We start from the raw sequence: 15,996 nt of genomic DNA on the forward strand, positions 1-15,996 counted from the left end.
TGTCCAATGCGTCGGAAATTTAGGGTGGTGAGTCGCATAAAGTATCAAGGCAGATTCTTCCTTTTCAGTTGCCGATTAGCCTCGGCCATGTCCTTATCAAATTGGCGGACGCCGCGAAAAAGTTGCACCCCGACCAAGACCGGGCACAGCAGGAAAATCGCTGCTATGACAAACGATTTTCCGGTCAGCCCCAACAGGTAAAGCACGGTGGCGATGCCCACAACACTCACCAGGAGGCAGATAATTAAAACTTCGCGGTTCATGATTTAGGCTCCTGACTCAAGCCGATACGGGCACGTTTCAGCATCGCGGAATTGGCGATTACCGACAGGGAGCTGAGTGCCATCGCGGCGGCAGCGATGATGGGATTAAGCAGTCCGAACGCCGCGATTGGAATGCCGATACTGTTGTAGATGAATGCCCAGAACAGGTTTTGTTTGATCTTGACCATCGTTGCGCGCGACAGCTTGATCGCGGTGACCACGTCGCGTACGTCGTTCTTGAGCAGGATAATGCCGCCGGTTTCCTTGGCTACATCGGAACCCGAGCCAATGGCGATGCCGATGTCAGCGGTGGCCAGGGCAGGCGCATCGTTGACACCATCGCCAACCATAGCCACGACCTGCCCTTCGCTTTGCAATTGACGGATCACTGCGGCCTTGTCGTCCGGCAAGACCTCGGCAATCACTCGCTCGATGCCGACCTGCCGCGCGACCGCTTCGGCAGTACGGTGGTTGTCGCCGCTCAGTAGCACGACCTTGATGCCGCTTGCCTGCAATGCCGCAACGGCTTCAGCCGCTTCAGGTTTTATGGTATCGGCCACAGCAATTACCCCGAGCAAGCGGTCGTCGACCCCGACCAGCATAGCGGTCTTGCCATCGGCTTCCAGACCGATGAGGTGCTCCTCGGCAGCCTCGGTCGAAATGCCTTGGCGGGCGAATAAACGCCGGTTGCCCAGCCAGATTTTGCGACTGACGATACTGCCTTCGATGCCGTGACCGGCGATTCCATTGATGCCGATCGCTTTCGGCAGGCTGATGCCGCGATGCCGGGCGGCGCGCACTATAGCTGCGCCGAGCGGATGTTCTGAACCGGACTCCACGGCGGCGGCGAGCATCAAGACCTCGTTTTCCAACGCTGTACCAAGCGGGATCACATCGGTTACGTTGGGTTCTCCTCGGGTAATCGTGCCGGTTTTGTCGAACACCACCGTACTCAGTTTTTCTGCCCGCTCCAAAACTTCGCCGCCGCGGATAAGGATGCCGTTATCGGCACCCTTGCCAACACCGACCATTAACGCGGCGGGTGTCGCCACGCCCAGGGCGCAGGGGCAGGAAATGATCAAAACCGCGATAAAGGCCAATAGCCCCTGCGGAAAGCTCCCCGCGAGAGACCAGCCCAGCAGGGCCAGCAGTGCGACCGTTACCACTGCTGGCACAAAGTAACCAGTGACCTGATCGGCCAACCGCTGGATCTGCGCGGTGCTGCTCTGTGCCTCCTCGACCATCTTGATGATCTGCGCCAGTGCGGTATCGGCACCAATCCTGCTCGCCTTGAAAGTGATCACCCCACTGCCATTGAGCGTACCTCCGATCACCGGACTGCCCGGGTGTTTGTCGACCGGCATCGACTCACCCGTCAGCATGGACTCATCTACCGTTGACTGACCTTCACTGACATCGCCATCGGTGGGGATTTTTTCGCCAGGCTTGACTACCAGGAACTCGCCGGCCATGACGTTTTCAGCGGGCAAGTCGACCTCTTGCCCATCACGAATCACATGCGCGATCGCCGGTTTGAGATCAAGTAAGCGCCGTACCGCAGCCGAAGACTTTTTCTTGATGATCTCCTCCATGTACCTACCCAGCAGTACGAAGGCGATGATCACCGCAGACACTTCGAAATAGACGTCGCGTTCGGCCACCTTCACCGGCAGGACGTCCGGAAAGAACAGCACCGCGACACTGTAGAAATAGGCAACCGACGTGCCGAGGGCGATCAGGAAATCCATGTTGATGTTACGGGTGCGAATGGCGTTCCACGCCCCCTTGTAGAAACTCCAGCCACCGATGAACTGCACCGGAGTGACCAACAGGAAAAGCCATATACCCCAGGTGAACCAAGGGAGCGCAGGGATCGGCACCCAAGTCAGTAGCGTGGCACCGGCGGCCAGCGCGATGAAGGCGCCCGCACGCAGAAGCGCCAAGGCCAGTACACCTGTGAGGGCGATAGTCACGCGGGTTTTCATCGCCTTCAATTCTCTTTCTGGCGACTCGAAGGTGCGCAGACAGGTATCGCTGCAAAAGTAATAGCTGCGCCCGCCACGTTCCCGTGACAACGCTGTGCTCTTATCGACCATCATTCCGCAGATCGGATCTTTCGCCATTTTCCCTGATGCAAACGCCGGCTGGTGCTGGCTGTGCTGCATGTGTGATTCGTTCATCACTGTCTCCTGCCTTAAGCGGCTATCAAGACTTGCCACGGAGCTTGCCGGACAGCCAGGCAAACAAGGTGCCGACTATCGCGCCCCATACGGTCAAGACCAGCAGTGGCCCGACGAAAGTCGTCACACCGTAGTCTTGCGGCGCTTGGAGACGACCGAAGTCGAGTCCATGGAACAAGGCGTTGAGAAAAGCGATACCTTGCGCCGGCCATAGCGCATAGAGCAGCGCACAGACCGTGTAGGAAATGGCTATGGTCAGGGCCAGAGAAACTCCGGTTTTCCAGGGAGCGTTCATGATTGTTTTCCTGAGCTGGGAGGCGCGTCAGTAGGGATGTCGGGACTGCGGGGGGTCGACCAGGGCAGGAATGCCGGAGTCTGTTCACAGTAAGTGCGGTAGGCATCGCCGAAGTGCGCAAGCATCTCCCGTTCTTCCCGCTTCGCCAGCTTGGCGTAGACGAACAGGAGGATTGGAAACATCACCAGGGTGATCAATGTCGGCCACTGCAACAGAAAGCCAAACATGATCAGCACGAAGCCAACGTACTGCGGGTGACGGATCCGAGCATAGGGCCCGTCGAGCGCTAGTTGCCCACTACCTTGGGCCTTGTAGAGCACGCGCCACGCGGCCGCCAATAACCAAAAGCCGCCAGCGATCAGCAGGTTGCTGATAATGTGGAATGGTCCCCAGTGCGGATTGACCTTCCAGCCCAGAGCTGTTTCGAGCAAATGCCCTGCGTCGTGCGAGAGGAAGTCGATGCCAGGGAAGTTACGAGTGAGCCAGGGCATCAACAGGTAGATGGTCAGCGGGAAACCGTACATTTCGGTAAACAGAGCCACCAGAAACGCCGAGAACATGCCAAAGGAGCGCCAATCGCGGCTCGTCTTAGGCCGTGTGAAGCTGAAGGCGAACAAGATAAACACTAATGAGTTGATGATGACCAGCGACCAGAGACCGTAGGCCGATTCAGTATGGTTCATGGTTGGTGCTCCTCACTTGCCGGGTGTGTTTGCTGTTCGTGCCTTTGCTGATGGTCGCCGTGGTCGTGGGGCATAAACAGGTGCACAAGTGGGCAGGTTGCTAATTGCAGGTAGGGTAAGGCGCTCTCCACGTGTGTTGTGTGCTCAGTTGGCTGTAAGGAACTGTAAATAGTGCCCATGGCCCAGAACATTCCGCGACTCTGACTGTTGTCCGCTTGTGGTTCGTGATCCATATCAACCTCCTACTGCCAAGGAGTCATCAGCGCCGGCTCAGTCAGCGACCTCGCCATGCCGGATACTCATGGGTTGAGCCTTTAACAACAAACATCAGAGGGCGCTGTCTGCGTTAACCCAGCCAACACCAGTGCTTTGTAATTTGCATCAGCTCTACTGCACATTTACTTTTTCATTGGCATTTCCATCATGGACGACTGCTGTTCCATCATTTGCATCATCATGTCCATCATCCCTTTGCCTCCGCCCTCCTTAGCTCCAGACATGCCCATACAACCCATTGCGCTCTGCTCCTTGCTCATCATGGCCATGCTGTCCTTCATCGTTTTCATGCCTTCTTGCATGGCCGCCTGGCGCTCGGCGGGAGTTTTAGCCGCCGCTGCTTTGTCATGCGCAGACTGCATTTTCTGAATTTGATCGGTCATGGCTTTAGTCATGGCCGCCGACGCTGGTGCTGTGCTCTCGGTTGAGTCGCCTGGAGCGTCGGCCGGGTGGTGTGCATCCTCGGCAGAGGCTATGAACGCACTGCTAGCCAGGATGGCAGCTAGAACGAATTTGAAAGGCGTTTGCATGATGAACTCCAGGGAATGTGAGGGATAAGCAGAAATAGTTGAGTCGCGAAAAAGCCGCGCGCAATAAGACAGAGCGACCGGTGCCCGGACACTCTGAAGTAGGGGTTAATCGTTGGAACGAACGAAAATCAGGCGGACTGGGCCTTCCGGCGGTGCGGGGCGTTTCAGTGCAAGAGCGGCGAAGGAGGATTTCTCCTCGGGGTTAAGCAATATTATTACTGCCGCAGTTAGCAGCAAAAGGGCGGCCCAATGGATGGGGTCTAATGCAGGAGTCTGCAATGCAGGTTTTATCGCCGTGGCGGTGTCCTCACAGTTCTGAAGGCAACCACTGGCGTGGAGAGCATGACCATCCACCACATACTGCTCGGCATCGTGTGGCGCGGCTATATTGTGATCCGGTTGCACCAAACACCCCTGGATTGCCATCACGGCCACAGCTAACACCCATACCACGAGGGTAAGGTGCAATAGGCTTCGGCGGTTACGGCGGAACCAGTACATGAAGTACAACCTCGACTTATTACGTCGTGTTGATTTTCAGTCTAGCTAGCAAAGCAATGGAGAGATTGATCAAAATCAAACTAATGGATGACTCGATGATCGAGGTCAAGGCTCGCCTTGAGTCGTCCCTGGTTATGGGCTGGGTTCGGCATTGGCATCGATACCCTACAACTGCGCCAAGTGCAGGTCGTCTAGTGTGAAATGATGTGCTTTACCTTGACATAAGCTTAAGGCTGACGATGGTGTCAAGACCAGGAAATCTGGTCACTTGTGGAGGCTCCCCAGCTGCGCCAGCACGGGGATGAGAGCAATGCCCAGATGTATTGACCAGACGCTTACCCTTCTGCGCCGGCAATTAACTCAGACGTGCAGGACACAGTCCCGGATGTTGTGATCGTGCAACCGGTGAAGGCAGCGAAGAAAAAGGCAGTCTCAAAAGGCTTCACACCTAGGTTGAGAGTTACGCTCCGTGTGGGAAACGAATTTGAAGGCGAGATGCACGAGATGGTGCATGAGGCCGATACGCTGAGCTCCCTAGTTGCAGAACAAGAAGCTACTAGGACGGCCAGAAAAAAATTCAGGTTTGTGGAAGTAGTCTCGGTTAAGTCGATGTAAGTGGGTACACTCACTTTTCGCCCGCAGGGCATTAAGCCGCATTCACTTACCGTGGGTCACCCAACAGGTTCGTGTCGATTGAAGCCTCAAATATTAGGGGCGTTAGTCGTATCCCGGACTGGATTTAACACCATCACTCCATCCAACTCTCAATATTTAACTGGTCGCCAACCCCAAGCCACATATCTGAGGGTGGCGACAGGCAAAAACCGACCCTTTGCAGACATTCATAACGATTAAGCTAAAGGGCCGGCTTTAGCCGGTCCGGGTGAACGAAGCGAACGATTTGAACGCATTGTCAGGGGGCACTTTCTGTGGCGCTGGTACCCTGAAGCCGCTCTAGGCTACTTAGCTTGTGAACTAGCAGCCTAGCCCCACTATCATCGACGAAGTCCTCATACAGGACAGTGTTGTCTCGGAAGTGATTGTCGAGGAGATTCAGGACGTCTCTTAGTACTGCGAGCATATTCTCGACTGCGGCTCTGCTGATGCCGCTAAGAGGATTGGAGTTTCGGTTGCTGAGGTAGTTGTGATCTTGATGTGCTATACGCTTGTTGCGATGCTCGCGGGCAAACTCTGCTGCCGCTACTGCCTTAGTGCAGAGATCCTGAGCCTCCGTCCTTAGCGCGGAATCAGTGATGAGTGGTGGAAGCGACTGCACGGTTAGGTTCTTGTTTTTTCCTGTGGCCGGTGGGTCCGTCATTCGTGAGACGCCAAGGAGTACGCTATCCCAAAGCTCGTCTTGCACGATTTTAAAGAATAAACCAGCCGTTCTATTGAGCAGCTGAACCGTATCCGTTGTATCTCCGAAAAGCTGCCGATACTGCTGCCAAAGAACATGAAGCTCTACGAGCTCTCTATAGAGTTCGTAGAAATTAGCACCGAGTTCTTGTCCCATCGCGAAAATATAATCGGCACGTACTTCTTCCATGGATCGCGTGACCATTGAGTGCATCCTAACGATTAAGCCAACAGGCGAGCAAAAGCGTAGCTTTTGCGAGTCCAGTGAGCGAAGCGAGCGGTGTTGAGCGCCTTGTTAGGCGTATTCAACGGAATGTTCCATTTAAAAATTTTTGGCCTCGGGCGCACGGAAGGCCTTACTGTAGTAGCCAGACTGATCGAAACAGCAAACCTGCTTCTTGCCGGATGCAAGCATATCGCAGGCATCACCAATTCGTTTTGCGCGCGTCTTAAGTTGCTTGGCTGAAGTAATCCAGTGTATCCAGTCTACTCGTGCGATGGTCGTCGTATTGTTCCAAACTTTACGAGCCTCAGGAGTGGCTGCCAGTGCCTCCTGAAAATCTGGTGGGATGTCAGGCTCGGGTTCCTTCTTCACAGGGGTTAGCTCTAGCGTAACGATATCCCCAACGGCCGCGCCTGCGGCTTCGCGTAATTCTCTACTTACCTGCAGCCAATGGCTCAGCTGACCATCCGGCTCAAGGGTTGCCTGGAAATGGTGCCCATTGATTGTGCCTTCAACTGTCGTCCTTCCTCGCCTCGGAAGCTGTTCACTCGCGTCTCTTGGCAGTACTACGAACGCCCACGATGTATCATTACCAGGCTTTGCCGGACGAAGAAGCTTTGCTTCGAATCGGGATTTCACATCGATTGTTGTCATTGCAACTCCTCCAACTTATACGCCTAACTACTATTTGGCGACATCACTGTCGCGTTTAAACGCGACAGTAATGTCGTATAACGTTCCTTTTCGTCCTGCAAGCCCTTGTCTAGCCTGGAGGAATTGCAGCAAACGCGACATAGTCCAAGAAGAAACGCGACATGGATGACGCCGAGCTCAGCTGCGGTTCAGAAGCAATCAATAGCATGAGAACACTGACTATCGGCAAGGCATTGCAACATCCGCGGCACGGTATGTGGGATGGACATTTTTTTAGCTGCAAAATGGCCATCTAACAAATTTCTTATTCAAACTTCCCCGTAGGCGGCAACCGCTGCATAAGGGAATGACTTAGCGCATCACGCAATCCCGTCGGGATGTCCGGTGGCCCCTGCCTTAAAATCGGGCTCACCATCTGCCCATCAAACTCATTGCGAATGGTGTCGATGATGTCATCCGGTACCTTCGTCATATCGTATTGAACGATGGGGGTCGTGCCAGGAAACAATGTATGTATTGCCATGAGTTGTGCCAGCTCGGCCAGCTTCTGTTCATGCGTCGCCACAAAGGCAATTTCGACATGACCGCCACTCACTGGCGGCTTCAATAGCATTTCCGGCGTTCTCAGCAGCAGCAAGTCCCACGCTGTAGCGGAAATGTTTCTGAGCGCCTTTTTACGTGAGGTGTTCTCCTTGATTCCGAGCAGAGAGCCTGCTTGCCCGCTGAAATAGTGCAACGCCAACTGGCTTTCCCGGGCAAGCGAAACATTCACCGTAGCGCTGATGAAGCGCTGATAAGCAATGTACTGGTCCGCAGCCGGCGCACCTCGCATTTCAAATTCGCGTAACAGAACCATCTTCAGCAATGCGATCTCGGTGACTTCAACTGTCTCCAGAGCCTCACGCTGGGTATGGTTTGCGATAAATGAATGCACGTGCTGCTCGGCAATCTCATCAAGGGAATCTACGCCTTCCTTCGCAAGATAATGCGCGACGGCGGCCGGGAGCAGGCGGACGTTGCCCGTCGCCAGAAAATAACCGGTGTCCATGGCTAGGAACCGATAAAGCAACCGTAAGCGCCGTGTGGCATGAAGCAAGAAATTCGCGCGCGTTGATTTTGCATACTGCTCGGTCAAAAAGAAGCCGGCGTTGATATCCCAGCCTTCACGTGAGACGAACTCAATAAAACCTCGCATGCCATCATCTATCTCCGCACCGGACATCAATGCGGCGATGCCGTCCAACAAATTGGAGTCGACCACGGCCTTGGCGCAGGCTGGATAACTCAACTCGCCCTCTTCCCAATACTGTCGGTTTATCAGGTACGGTTGTTTACCGCCGAACTGATCGATCAACATGACGGGCTTATTGACCCCAAAAGTCTTAGTGCCGCGCAGCCATGGCGACTCAATTGGGGAATCCTTCACCAGCCATTGGAATGCTGTCATGGTGCTGCCCCCCTTTTCCCAAGAAAAATTTTGAACAACTGCATTCCGAGCTTTGTGCAGCGCGAAGTGAGCAATGATCAACCCGATACTAATGGCCATTAAGATGCCCATGTCCTACGACACGCGACTCTCTCCTCAGCCGCTTCACCGCCTGCCTGCCAAGTTGAGAGCAGGTCCACGACTCGTCTGATGGGCAAGTTTCAACCCAAAGCAATGGGATGGACTCCTCCTCACTTCGGCATCTTGAGTGCCAGACTGAAAGGGCGAACCACAGTCAACGGTGAGAAGGAGTCCACACATGAAGCTTATGCGAATTGGGGTCGACCTGGCCAAGAACGTGTTTCAGATCCACGGCGTGGATTGTCATGAGCTACCCGTCTGGCGGCAGCGCCTACCGCGTGATCGCTGGCTGCAAACGGTGTTGGAAAAGATCGAACCTGGCTGTGAGATCGGGATGGAGAGTTGCGGTGGGGCCCATCACTGGGCGCGGCAGCTACAAGCCAACGGATTTCGGGTAAAGCTGGTCGCGCCGCAGTTCGTCAAACCGTACGTCAAGAGCAACAAGAACGACGCGAACGATGCCGAGGCGATCTGCGAAGCGATGAGCCGTCCCAGCATGCGCTTCGTCGCCATCAAGACGATCGAACAACAGGATATCCAGGCGACGCATCGCATCCGGGCCGGCTTAATCGAACAGCGGACGGCCAAAGCCAATCAGATCCGTGGGCTGGTCGCCGAGTACGGTCTCGTTGCACCGAAGGAATTGCTGATGCTGCGTCGTGCAATACCATGCTGGCTAGGGGATGCGGATAACGGTTTGACGGCACGCTTTCGTCGTCTGCTGGATGGTTTGTGGGACGATCTTCGTGCGCTGGATGGGCGTGTTTGCCAGCTCGACGGTGAGATCACTGCGATCGCGACAAACGAGCCGTCCGCCGTTCGCCTTCAACAGCTGCGCGGTGTCGGCCCAATGATCGCCACAGCGCTCGTCGTCGCTCTCGGTGATGCCCGTCAGTTTGCCAATGGCCGACAGTTTGCCGCCTCGCTGGGACTGACACCGAGGCAACACAGTTCTGGTGGTAAGGATCGACTACTCGGTATCAGCAAGCGCGGTGATACGTATCTGCGAACATTGATGGTGCATGGCGCACGCTCGGCGCTACGCACAGCCAAATCCAAAGAGGATCGGCTCAGCCAGTGGGCCGTTCGTTTAGCCGAGCGATCGCATCCCAATGTGGCCGCTATTGCGCTGGCCAACAAAACTGCACGCATGGCTTGGGCGATGCTGCGTCACGGCACTGATTACCAACCGAATCAGGCAGCGGCCTGATCTATTTACCCGACGTGTTCTACGAGAGAAACAACTCTTAACCACGATTGCGAAGCAACCTGAACGATGGCAAACCGGTCGAACCGGCGTCGGCAAAACCCTCGAATGTCCAAGTGCGAAAAGCACGAAAAAGCGATCGGGAGCCGGCGCGCGAATAGCCCATCATGGCCCTGCATCGACCGGTTGAATCCACAGCCAAAAGCAGTCATTCACTACATGCGTGACTAGGCAATGCAATCGAAATCAAAGCTGCGAACAGCACGAATGCGCTCGATATCCATAAGCACGCGCCTAAGCCATACACCTGATAGACCCAGCCGGAGAGCACCGTGCCGATCAACCGTCCCATGGCGTTCGACATGTAATAAAACCCCACATCCAGCGACACGCCGTCTTCCTTGGCGTAGGACACGATCAGGTAGCTGTGCAGCGAGGAGTTCACTGCGAACAACGCACCAAAAATCATCAATCCGCCCAACAGCACCCCCTGTTGCGACAACCCGGTGTTCAGCCCCAGAGCGATTGCCGCGGGCAGGCCGGCCAGTGCCAGCGCCCACAGAAACGCTGCACGACCATCCGGTACGTGCCCCCGTTTCTTTCCGGTGATGTTGGGCGCGAAGGACTGCACGACGCCGTAGCCAATCACCCAGGCAGCAAGGAAGCCGCCAACCTTCCAGAAATCCCAGCCGAACACGCTGCTCAGGTACACCGGCAAGGCCACCACAAACCAAACATCGCGGGCGCCGAACAGGAACATTCGTGCCGCTGAGAGGATATTGATCGCCCGGCTCTTGGACAGGATGTCCCTAAATTTGGGCTTGGCTTTGGCTTTGCCCAGGTCCTTCTTCAACAGGATCAAGCTGCTGATCCAGATCAGCGCCAGGACACCTGCCATGGCCAGCACGGCGCCTTTGAAGCCGATGAGTGCCAGCAAGGCTCCACCAAGAAAGAAGCCGACACCCTTGAGTGCGTTCTTCGAGCCGGTGAGGATCGCCACCCACTTGTACAGCTTGCCCTGCTGCCCATCAGGAACCAGAAGCTTGATGGTGCTTTTGGCACTCATCTTGTTCAGGTCTTTGGCAATTCCCGACATCGCCTGGGCCGCCATCACCCAAGGAATGGTTAGCCAGGTTACCGGGACGGTCAGCATCAGCAGCGCCGCAACCTGAATGCCCAGCCCGATGTTCATGGTTCGGTTCAGACCCAGTCGAGCGCCGAGATAACCGCCCACCAGGTTGGTGATCACGCCAAAGAGTTCGTAGAACAGAAACAACGCCGCGATTTGAAGTGGGCTGTAGCCCAATGCGTGAAAGTGCAGCACCACCAACATGCGCAAAGCACCATCGGTGAGGGTGAAGGCCCAGTAGTTGCCCGTAACGAGCAGGTACTGCCGCACTTCCGGCGCGAGGGCTGACAACGCTTTCATGACCGCTCCTTAAACTGCCAGGCCGACCATTTTGGCCAGTTCGACGGTGCGGTTGGCATAGCCCCACTCGTTGTCGTACCAAGCATAGAGTTTGACCTGGGTGCCGTTGATGACCATGGTCGACAGCGCATCGATAATCGATGAGCGAGGGTCGGTACGGTAGTCGATGGACACCAGTGGGCGCTCCTCGAAACCGAGGATGTCTTTCAGCTCGTTCTCGGAGGCGTCCTTGAGGAACTGATTCACCTCCTCGACAGTGGTGGCCCGCTCGACCTCGAAGACACAGTCGGTCAGTGAAGCGTTGGCCAGCGGCACGCGTACCGCGTGACCATTCAGGCGCCCACGCAGCTCCGGAAAGATTTCGGCAATGGCGGTGGCCGAACCGGTACTGGTTGGGATCAGGCTCATGCCGGAGGCACGCGCCCGGCGCAGATCCTTGTGTGGCTGATCGAGGATGCTTTGGGTGTTGGTCAGGTCGTGGATGGTGGTGATCGAGCCGTGGCGAATGCCCAGCTTTTCGTGGATGACTTTCACCACTGGCGCCAGACAGTTGGTGGTGCACGAAGCAGCGGTGACGATGCGATGTTCCGCCGCATTGAACAGCTGATGGTTGACGCCCATGACGACGTTCAGCGCGCCTTTTTCTTTCACCGGAGCGCAGACCACCACACGCTTAACGCCCTGATCCAGGTAGGCCTGCAACACCGCCACGGTTTTCATCTTGCCGCTGGCTTCAATCACCAGATCGCAGCCCGACCAGTCGGTGTCGGCAATCGCTTTGTTCGCGGTCACCTTGATGCGCTTGCCGCCAATCACCACCTGATCGCCTTCTGCGCTGGCTTCGTTGTGCCAACGACCATGCACAGAGTCGAAATTGATCAGGTGCGCATGGGTTACTGCATCGCCTGCCGGATCATTGATCTGCACGAACTCAAACTCCGGCCAACTCCAGGCCGCTCGCAGAGCGAGGCGGCCGATCCGACCGAAACCATTGATGCCAACTTTGATAGTCATGTTGTTGTGCTCTGTATCTGTTGTCAGTAGGAGTTCGACTGGATGTCGAACTGGCCGATGTATTCGATATGGGCAGGATGTTGAATGGCGCGTGGACGCAACGACTGAACATCGCGAATGGCATCGCTGAATGGCACACCGCTCTCGATCAGCAATTGAGCGGCGACCAAGCCCGTACGACCCGAGCCGCCCTTGCAATGAATGGCGATGGTTTTCCCTTCGTTCAGCAATTGCTTTAGGCGCGGATGGTGTTGCGCCCATGCGGCTTTGAATGCTTCGCCAGGAGCTTGATCATCTTCTACTGGCAGGTGAAACCACTCGATGCCGAGCATTTGGCACTCTTCGGGCAGCAGGTCGATCTCGTTCTGAAGCAACTCCTCGGTCGGCATCAGCGTCAGCAACGCCGATGCCCCTGCATCCTTAAGAGTTTGCAACGCCTCGAATGGTCGGGTGCCCTTCGTGCCTGGGCACGGGGTAAAGATCAATTGGCCATTGAACTGTGCCAGAGGCTGTACGGAATAAGGGTGTTGTGGCACGGTGAAAAATCCTCAGATGGAGCGCTGATTGACACGTTTCATGAGTTCTTCCGCTGACTCTTTGCGCTCGGAATAACGATCCACCAGATAGTCCTGACGGTCGCGAAGCAGCAGCGTGAATTTCACCAGCTCTTCCATCACATCAACGACGCGGTCGTAGAATGGAGAAGGCTTCATCCGGCCGTTGTCGTCGAATTCCATATAGGCCTTCGGCACGGAGGATTGGTTGGGGATGGTGAACATGCGCATCCAACGTCCCAGCACTCGCAGCTGATTGACCACGTTGAACGACTGCGAACCACCGCACACCTGCATGACCGCAAGGGTTTTACCCTGGGTCGGGCGTACTGCGCCCATGGTCAGTGGCACCCAGTCGATCTGCGCTTTGAACACTGCGCTCATGGAACCGTGACGTTCTGGAGAGCACCAGACCTGCCCCTCGGACCACAGCATCAGGTCGCGCAGCTCCTTCACTCGCGGATGATCGTCGGGGGCATCATCTGGCAGCGGCAAACCGGATGGATTGAAAATCCGCGCCTCGGCACCGAAGTGCTCCAGCAGCCGAGCGGCTTCCTCGACTAGCAGGCGACTGAAGGAGCGCTCACGGGTCGATCCGTACAGCAGCAAAATGCGTGGCTTATGGATGGAGGTCTTTTCGATACCCAGTTTGTCTGTCGATGGAAGCTCAACCAGTTCGGTATCGAGTTGAGGGATAGGGTTATCAAACATAGTCTTTGTCCTGCGCAACGGCGCTCTTGGATTCGTCGAACCAGCGGCGTTTCAGCCAAAGGGCCACACCGACCAGGGAAATCAGTACCGGTACTTCCACCAGCGGACCAATCACCGTGGCAAAGGCGACCGGGGAAGCCAGACCGAAGGTGGCAATGGCCACGGCAATCGCCAATTCGAAGTTGTTGCTTGCGGCGGTGAAAGCCAATGCGGTGGTGCGCGGGTAGTCAGCCTTGAGCAGCTTGCCCATCCAGAAGCTGATGAAAAACATCACCACGAAGTAGATCGTCAGAGGGATCGCGATGCGCAATACGTCGAATGGCAATAGCAGCACCACGTCACCCTTGAGGCTGAACATGGCCACGATGGTCAACAGCAGTGCCACCAGTGTCAGCGGGCTGATCTTTGGAATGAAGCGCTCCTGGAACCAAGCTTCGCCTTTACGGGCGATGAGAATCTTGCGGGTCAGGAAGCCTGCCAGGAACGGCACCCCCAGGTAGATCAGAACCGACTCGGCAATGCTGACAAAGCTGGTCTCAATCACACTGCCTTCCAGCCCGAACAGCGGCGGCAACAGCCCCAGGAAGACCCAGGCATACACACTGAAAAACAGGATCTGGAAGATGCTGTTGAACGCCACCAATCCGGCGACGTACTGATTGTTGCCACCTGCGATCTGATTCCAGACCAGCACCATCGCGATGCAGCGAGCCAAGCCGATAAGGATCAGGCCCGTCATGTATTCCGGCTGGTCCCGCAAGAAAATGATCGCCAGTGCGAACATCAGCACCGGGCCGATGACCCAGTTCTGGACCAAAGACAAAACGAGGATGCGCTTGTCCTTGAAGACTTCCGGCAGTTCCTCATAACGAACCTTGGCCAGAGGCGGATACATCATCACGATTAAGCCGATAGCGATGGGGACGTTGGTTGTGCCCACAGAAAGACTGTTGAGCCACTGCGGCCAGCCTTCGAACAGGCTCCCCAAACCGATGCCCAAGGCCATGGCGAGAAAAATCCACAGGGTCAGGTATCGGTCCAGGAAGGAAAGGCGGCTTTTACTCATGGTCATTGCTCCTGTGGTTACAACGTGCCAATCAGGGCCAGCTCTGCCTTGAGCTGTTCGGCCCTCAGTTGGGCAAGCGGTAAAGCCAAGAAAGCTTCAATTCGGGTTTTGATCTGCTCCAAAGTGGCTTCAAAAGCCGCCTCGATCTCTTCTTGAGTCCCGTGGTATTCCGAAGGGTCAGCCAGCCCCCAGTGGGCTTTGGTGGCCGGTCCGAAAAATACCGGGCAGGCTTCACCGGCTGCCTTGTCGCACACCGTGATGACGAAATCAGGAGCCAAGTTCACATGGACATCGCTGGACTTACTGAACAGCCCGAGCGTCGATATACCAGCGTTTTCCAACGTCTTGAGACTCAGCGGATGCACTTCACCTTTGGGCTGACTGCCCGCGCTGTAGGCTTTCATGCCTTCCGGTGCCAAGTGATTGAAGACCGCTTCACAGAGGATGCTGCGACAGCTATTGGCAGTGCAGAGGAACAGGATTTTCATCGAGCGATCTCGTAGTCGAAGGCGGAATCAGGCGATTTTGCTTTCACAGCACACGGCTGCACGTTCAGGACGGTCACCCATTTCATCAAGGCGTTTGGCATCAGGGCTCAACCAGTGCTTGTTGCTTTCCAGCACGGTGGTCAGTACTTGATGAACCCAATCAGGGAGATTCGGGTGTAGTCGGTAATACACCCATTGGCCTTGCCGACGGTCCGACAACAGGCCGCAAGTACGCAGTTGCGCCAGATGCCTAGAGATTTTTGGCTGACTCTCGTTCAACGCGCAGGTCAGCTCGCAAACACAAAGCTCTCCTTCACGGGTGATGAGCATCATCGTGCGGACCCGAGTGTCGTCTGCCAGGCATTTGAAAACAGTGGTCGGTGTCAGATGGTCAGCCATATCGTTTTCTCAGTGTTTGTTTTTGACCAAGACGAACATCTTGATGCGCTCATGAATTTCGTGAAGGGTGTGACGGAAGGCATCGGGTTTGGTGCTGGTGACCGGGTCCTCAAAACTCCAGGCCAATGCCTCACCTGCTCCAGGTAAAGACAGGCATTCCGCTGCGGCTTTATCACACAAGGTGATGACGTAATCGAAACGCTCACCACGGAACTCGTCTATCGACTTGCTACGTAACCCTTCAGTACTCACACCGCTGTGTGAAAGCGCCTCAAAGGCGCGCGGATCTACCTGAGTCGGAGTTGTGCCGGCGCTGAACGCCTCGAAATGCTCTGAGTCGGTATGCCTCAGCAACACTTGGGCCAACTGGGAGCGTGCGGAGTTGGCGGTACAGACGAACAGGACACGGGCTTTGCTGGTCATAGTGAAGCCTCAGCTCATATACGGCTTAAAGAATATATGTTTTCCCGTATACAAGGTAAAGAGCCAACCACACATTAATCCATCAAAGCGATTGGACTGCCCCGACCACCTTCAATGAAAGCCCTGTATTACGGCGCCAGCCACGTAAATCGCTTTCCGGGTCTTTTCAAATATCTG

General features: G+C 55.6%; 19 protein-coding genes and 1 pseudogene. 2 read left to right on the top strand and 18 right to left on the bottom strand.

The features are described 5' to 3' along the window. Window positions 1-44 precede the first annotated feature (44 nt). The 7 genes from CKW16_RS11185 to CKW16_RS11215 all read right to left on the bottom strand — a co-directional run bounded on the left by CKW16_RS11185 (window position 45) and on the right by CKW16_RS11215 (window position 4,728). Window positions 45-263 (bottom strand): hypothetical protein, encoded by a 219-nt coding sequence (locus tag CKW16_RS11185; protein WP_038610891.1) that lies wholly within the window; start codon window positions 261-263, stop codon window positions 45-47. Further along, window positions 260-2,443 (bottom strand): heavy metal translocating P-type ATPase, encoded by a 2,184-nt coding sequence (locus CKW16_RS11190; protein WP_095128465.1) that lies wholly within the window; start codon window positions 2,441-2,443, stop codon window positions 260-262. The genes CKW16_RS11185 and CKW16_RS11190 overlap by 4 nt, the downstream gene beginning before the upstream one ends. A 25-nt stretch (window positions 2,444-2,468) precedes the next feature. Continuing rightward, window positions 2,469-2,738 (bottom strand): DUF5676 family membrane protein, encoded by a 270-nt coding sequence (locus CKW16_RS11195; protein ID WP_095128466.1) that lies wholly within the window; start codon window positions 2,736-2,738, stop codon window positions 2,469-2,471. Further along, window positions 2,735-3,421 carry an isoprenylcysteine carboxylmethyltransferase family protein gene (locus tag CKW16_RS11200; protein ID WP_095128467.1) on the bottom strand — a complete coding sequence of 229 codons (687 nt, stop codon included), beginning with the start codon at window positions 3,419-3,421 and terminating at the stop codon, window positions 2,735-2,737. The genes CKW16_RS11195 and CKW16_RS11200 overlap by 4 nt, the downstream gene beginning before the upstream one ends. Continuing rightward, complete coding sequence (locus tag CKW16_RS11205; RefSeq protein ID WP_095128468.1) at window positions 3,418-3,654, bottom strand: DUF2933 domain-containing protein; 237 nt, start codon at window positions 3,652-3,654, stop codon at window positions 3,418-3,420. The genes CKW16_RS11200 and CKW16_RS11205 overlap by 4 nt, the downstream gene beginning before the upstream one ends. A gap of 165 nt (window positions 3,655-3,819) precedes the next feature. Then, a complete protein-coding gene (locus tag CKW16_RS11210; protein WP_095128469.1) occupies window positions 3,820-4,227 on the bottom strand; it encodes a hypothetical protein in 408 nt (135 codons plus the stop codon). A 105-nt stretch (window positions 4,228-4,332) separates the two neighbouring features. Further along, window positions 4,333-4,728, bottom strand: coding sequence for a hypothetical protein (locus CKW16_RS11215; protein ID WP_095128470.1), 396 nt, complete (start codon window positions 4,726-4,728; stop codon window positions 4,333-4,335). Window positions 4,729-5,058: 330 nt separating this feature from the next. Here CKW16_RS11215 and CKW16_RS32530 point away from each other — a divergent pair. Next, window positions 5,059-5,343: pseudogene (locus CKW16_RS32530) on the top strand (hypothetical protein); the annotation flags it as partial. A 298-nt stretch (window positions 5,344-5,641) separates the two neighbouring features. On the opposite strand, the gene CKW16_RS11225 reads toward CKW16_RS32530, so the two are convergent. The 3 genes from CKW16_RS11225 to CKW16_RS11235 all read right to left on the bottom strand — a co-directional run bounded on the left by CKW16_RS11225 (window position 5,642) and on the right by CKW16_RS11235 (window position 8,507). Next, a complete protein-coding gene (locus CKW16_RS11225; protein ID WP_218244059.1) occupies window positions 5,642-6,274 on the bottom strand; it encodes a hypothetical protein in 633 nt (210 codons plus the stop codon). A gap of 132 nt (window positions 6,275-6,406) precedes the next feature. After that, window positions 6,407-6,961: a YdeI/OmpD-associated family protein gene (locus CKW16_RS11230; RefSeq protein ID WP_095128472.1), complete on the bottom strand. Its 555-nt coding sequence runs from the start codon at window positions 6,959-6,961 to the stop codon at window positions 6,407-6,409. Window positions 6,962-7,265: 304 nt separating this feature from the next. Then, window positions 7,266-8,507 (bottom strand): hypothetical protein, encoded by a 1,242-nt coding sequence (locus tag CKW16_RS11235; RefSeq protein ID WP_141232727.1) that lies wholly within the window; start codon window positions 8,505-8,507, stop codon window positions 7,266-7,268. 199 nt (window positions 8,508-8,706) lie between these two features. On the opposite strand from CKW16_RS11235, the gene CKW16_RS11240 reads away from it, so the two are divergent. Continuing rightward, entirely contained in the window at window positions 8,707-9,738 is a 1,032-nt protein-coding gene (locus tag CKW16_RS11240) for an IS110 family transposase (protein ID WP_095128474.1), read from the top strand. 205 nt (window positions 9,739-9,943) lie between these two features. Here CKW16_RS11240 and arsJ read toward each other — a convergent pair whose 3' ends face one another. Genes arsJ through CKW16_RS32540 form a run of 8 tightly spaced genes read right to left on the bottom strand, consistent with a single transcriptional unit; the run spans window position 9,944 to window position 15,819 of the window. Beyond that, window positions 9,944-11,164, bottom strand: a complete 1,221-nt coding sequence (gene arsJ, locus CKW16_RS11245; RefSeq protein ID WP_095128475.1) for an organoarsenical effux MFS transporter ArsJ — start codon at window positions 11,162-11,164, stop codon at window positions 9,944-9,946. Between the two features lie 9 nt (window positions 11,165-11,173). Continuing rightward, window positions 11,174-12,178 carry an ArsJ-associated glyceraldehyde-3-phosphate dehydrogenase gene (locus tag CKW16_RS11250; protein WP_095128476.1) on the bottom strand — a complete coding sequence of 335 codons (1,005 nt, stop codon included), beginning with the start codon at window positions 12,176-12,178 and terminating at the stop codon, window positions 11,174-11,176. Window positions 12,179-12,201: 23 nt separating this feature from the next. Further along, complete coding sequence (locus CKW16_RS11255) at window positions 12,202-12,714, bottom strand: cyclin-dependent kinase inhibitor 3 family protein (protein ID WP_095128477.1); 513 nt, start codon at window positions 12,712-12,714, stop codon at window positions 12,202-12,204. 12 nt (window positions 12,715-12,726) lie between these two features. Beyond that, window positions 12,727-13,443: an arsenical resistance protein ArsH gene (arsH, locus tag CKW16_RS11260; RefSeq protein ID WP_095128478.1), complete on the bottom strand. Its 717-nt coding sequence runs from the start codon at window positions 13,441-13,443 to the stop codon at window positions 12,727-12,729. Next, the gene (gene arsB / locus CKW16_RS11265; RefSeq protein ID WP_095128479.1) at window positions 13,436-14,509 is read right to left on the bottom strand and encodes an ACR3 family arsenite efflux transporter; all 1,074 of its coding nucleotides are present in this window, start codon (window positions 14,507-14,509) and stop codon (window positions 13,436-13,438) included. Before arsB ends, arsH begins: the two co-directional genes overlap by 8 nt. A gap of 17 nt (window positions 14,510-14,526) precedes the next feature. After that, on the bottom strand, window positions 14,527-14,997 hold the full coding sequence (locus CKW16_RS11270) for an arsenate reductase ArsC (protein ID WP_095128480.1): 471 nt from the start codon (window positions 14,995-14,997) through the stop codon (window positions 14,527-14,529). 27 nt (window positions 14,998-15,024) lie between these two features. Then, complete coding sequence (locus CKW16_RS32535) at window positions 15,025-15,396, bottom strand: metalloregulator ArsR/SmtB family transcription factor (protein WP_010455862.1); 372 nt, start codon at window positions 15,394-15,396, stop codon at window positions 15,025-15,027. 9 nt (window positions 15,397-15,405) lie between these two features. Next, complete coding sequence (locus tag CKW16_RS32540; protein WP_256580473.1) at window positions 15,406-15,819, bottom strand: arsenate reductase ArsC; 414 nt, start codon at window positions 15,817-15,819, stop codon at window positions 15,406-15,408. Window positions 15,820-15,996: the final 177 nt, after the last annotated feature.

The organism is Pseudomonas sp. Irchel s3h14 (assembly GCF_900187425.1).
Lineage (GTDB): Bacteria > Pseudomonadota > Gammaproteobacteria > Pseudomonadales > Pseudomonadaceae > Aquipseudomonas.

Bases quoted from the DNA above. Each gene is read 5' to 3' on its own strand.
- CKW16_RS11185 (WP_038610891.1), bottom strand. From the start codon at position 263: ATGAACCGCGAAGTTTTAATTATCTGCCTCCTGGTGAGTGTTGTGGGC.
- CKW16_RS11190 (WP_095128465.1), bottom strand. From the start codon at position 2,443: ATGAACGAATCACACATGCAGCACAGCCAGCACCAGCCGGCGTTTGCA.
- CKW16_RS11195 (WP_095128466.1), bottom strand. From the start codon at position 2,738: ATGAACGCTCCCTGGAAAACCGGAGTTTCTCTGGCCCTGACCATAGCC.
- CKW16_RS11200 (WP_095128467.1), bottom strand. From the start codon at position 3,421: ATGAACCATACTGAATCGGCCTACGGTCTCTGGTCGCTGGTCATCATC.
- CKW16_RS11205 (WP_095128468.1), bottom strand. From the start codon at position 3,654: ATGGATCACGAACCACAAGCGGACAACAGTCAGAGTCGCGGAATGTTC.
- CKW16_RS11210 (WP_095128469.1), bottom strand. From the start codon at position 4,227: ATGCAAACGCCTTTCAAATTCGTTCTAGCTGCCATCCTGGCTAGCAGT.
- CKW16_RS11215 (WP_095128470.1), bottom strand. From the start codon at position 4,728: ATGTACTGGTTCCGCCGTAACCGCCGAAGCCTATTGCACCTTACCCTC.
- CKW16_RS11225 (WP_218244059.1), bottom strand. From the start codon at position 6,274: ATGGAAGAAGTACGTGCCGATTATATTTTCGCGATGGGACAAGAACTC.
- CKW16_RS11230 (WP_095128472.1), bottom strand. From the start codon at position 6,961: ATGACAACAATCGATGTGAAATCCCGATTCGAAGCAAAGCTTCTTCGT.
- CKW16_RS11235 (WP_141232727.1), bottom strand. From the start codon at position 8,507: ATGGCCATTAGTATCGGGTTGATCATTGCTCACTTCGCGCTGCACAAA.
- CKW16_RS11240 (WP_095128474.1), top strand. From the start codon at position 8,707: ATGAAGCTTATGCGAATTGGGGTCGACCTGGCCAAGAACGTGTTTCAG.
- arsJ (WP_095128475.1), bottom strand. From the start codon at position 11,164: ATGAAAGCGTTGTCAGCCCTCGCGCCGGAAGTGCGGCAGTACCTGCTC.
- CKW16_RS11250 (WP_095128476.1), bottom strand. From the start codon at position 12,178: ATGACTATCAAAGTTGGCATCAATGGTTTCGGTCGGATCGGCCGCCTC.
- arsH (WP_095128478.1), bottom strand. From the start codon at position 13,443: ATGTTTGATAACCCTATCCCTCAACTCGATACCGAACTGGTTGAGCTT.
- arsB (WP_095128479.1), bottom strand. From the start codon at position 14,509: ATGAGTAAAAGCCGCCTTTCCTTCCTGGACCGATACCTGACCCTGTGG.
- CKW16_RS11270 (WP_095128480.1), bottom strand. From the start codon at position 14,997: ATGAAAATCCTGTTCCTCTGCACTGCCAATAGCTGTCGCAGCATCCTC.
- CKW16_RS32535 (WP_010455862.1), bottom strand. From the start codon at position 15,396: ATGGCTGACCATCTGACACCGACCACTGTTTTCAAATGCCTGGCAGAC.
- CKW16_RS32540 (WP_256580473.1), bottom strand. From the start codon at position 15,819: ATGACCAGCAAAGCCCGTGTCCTGTTCGTCTGTACCGCCAACTCCGCA.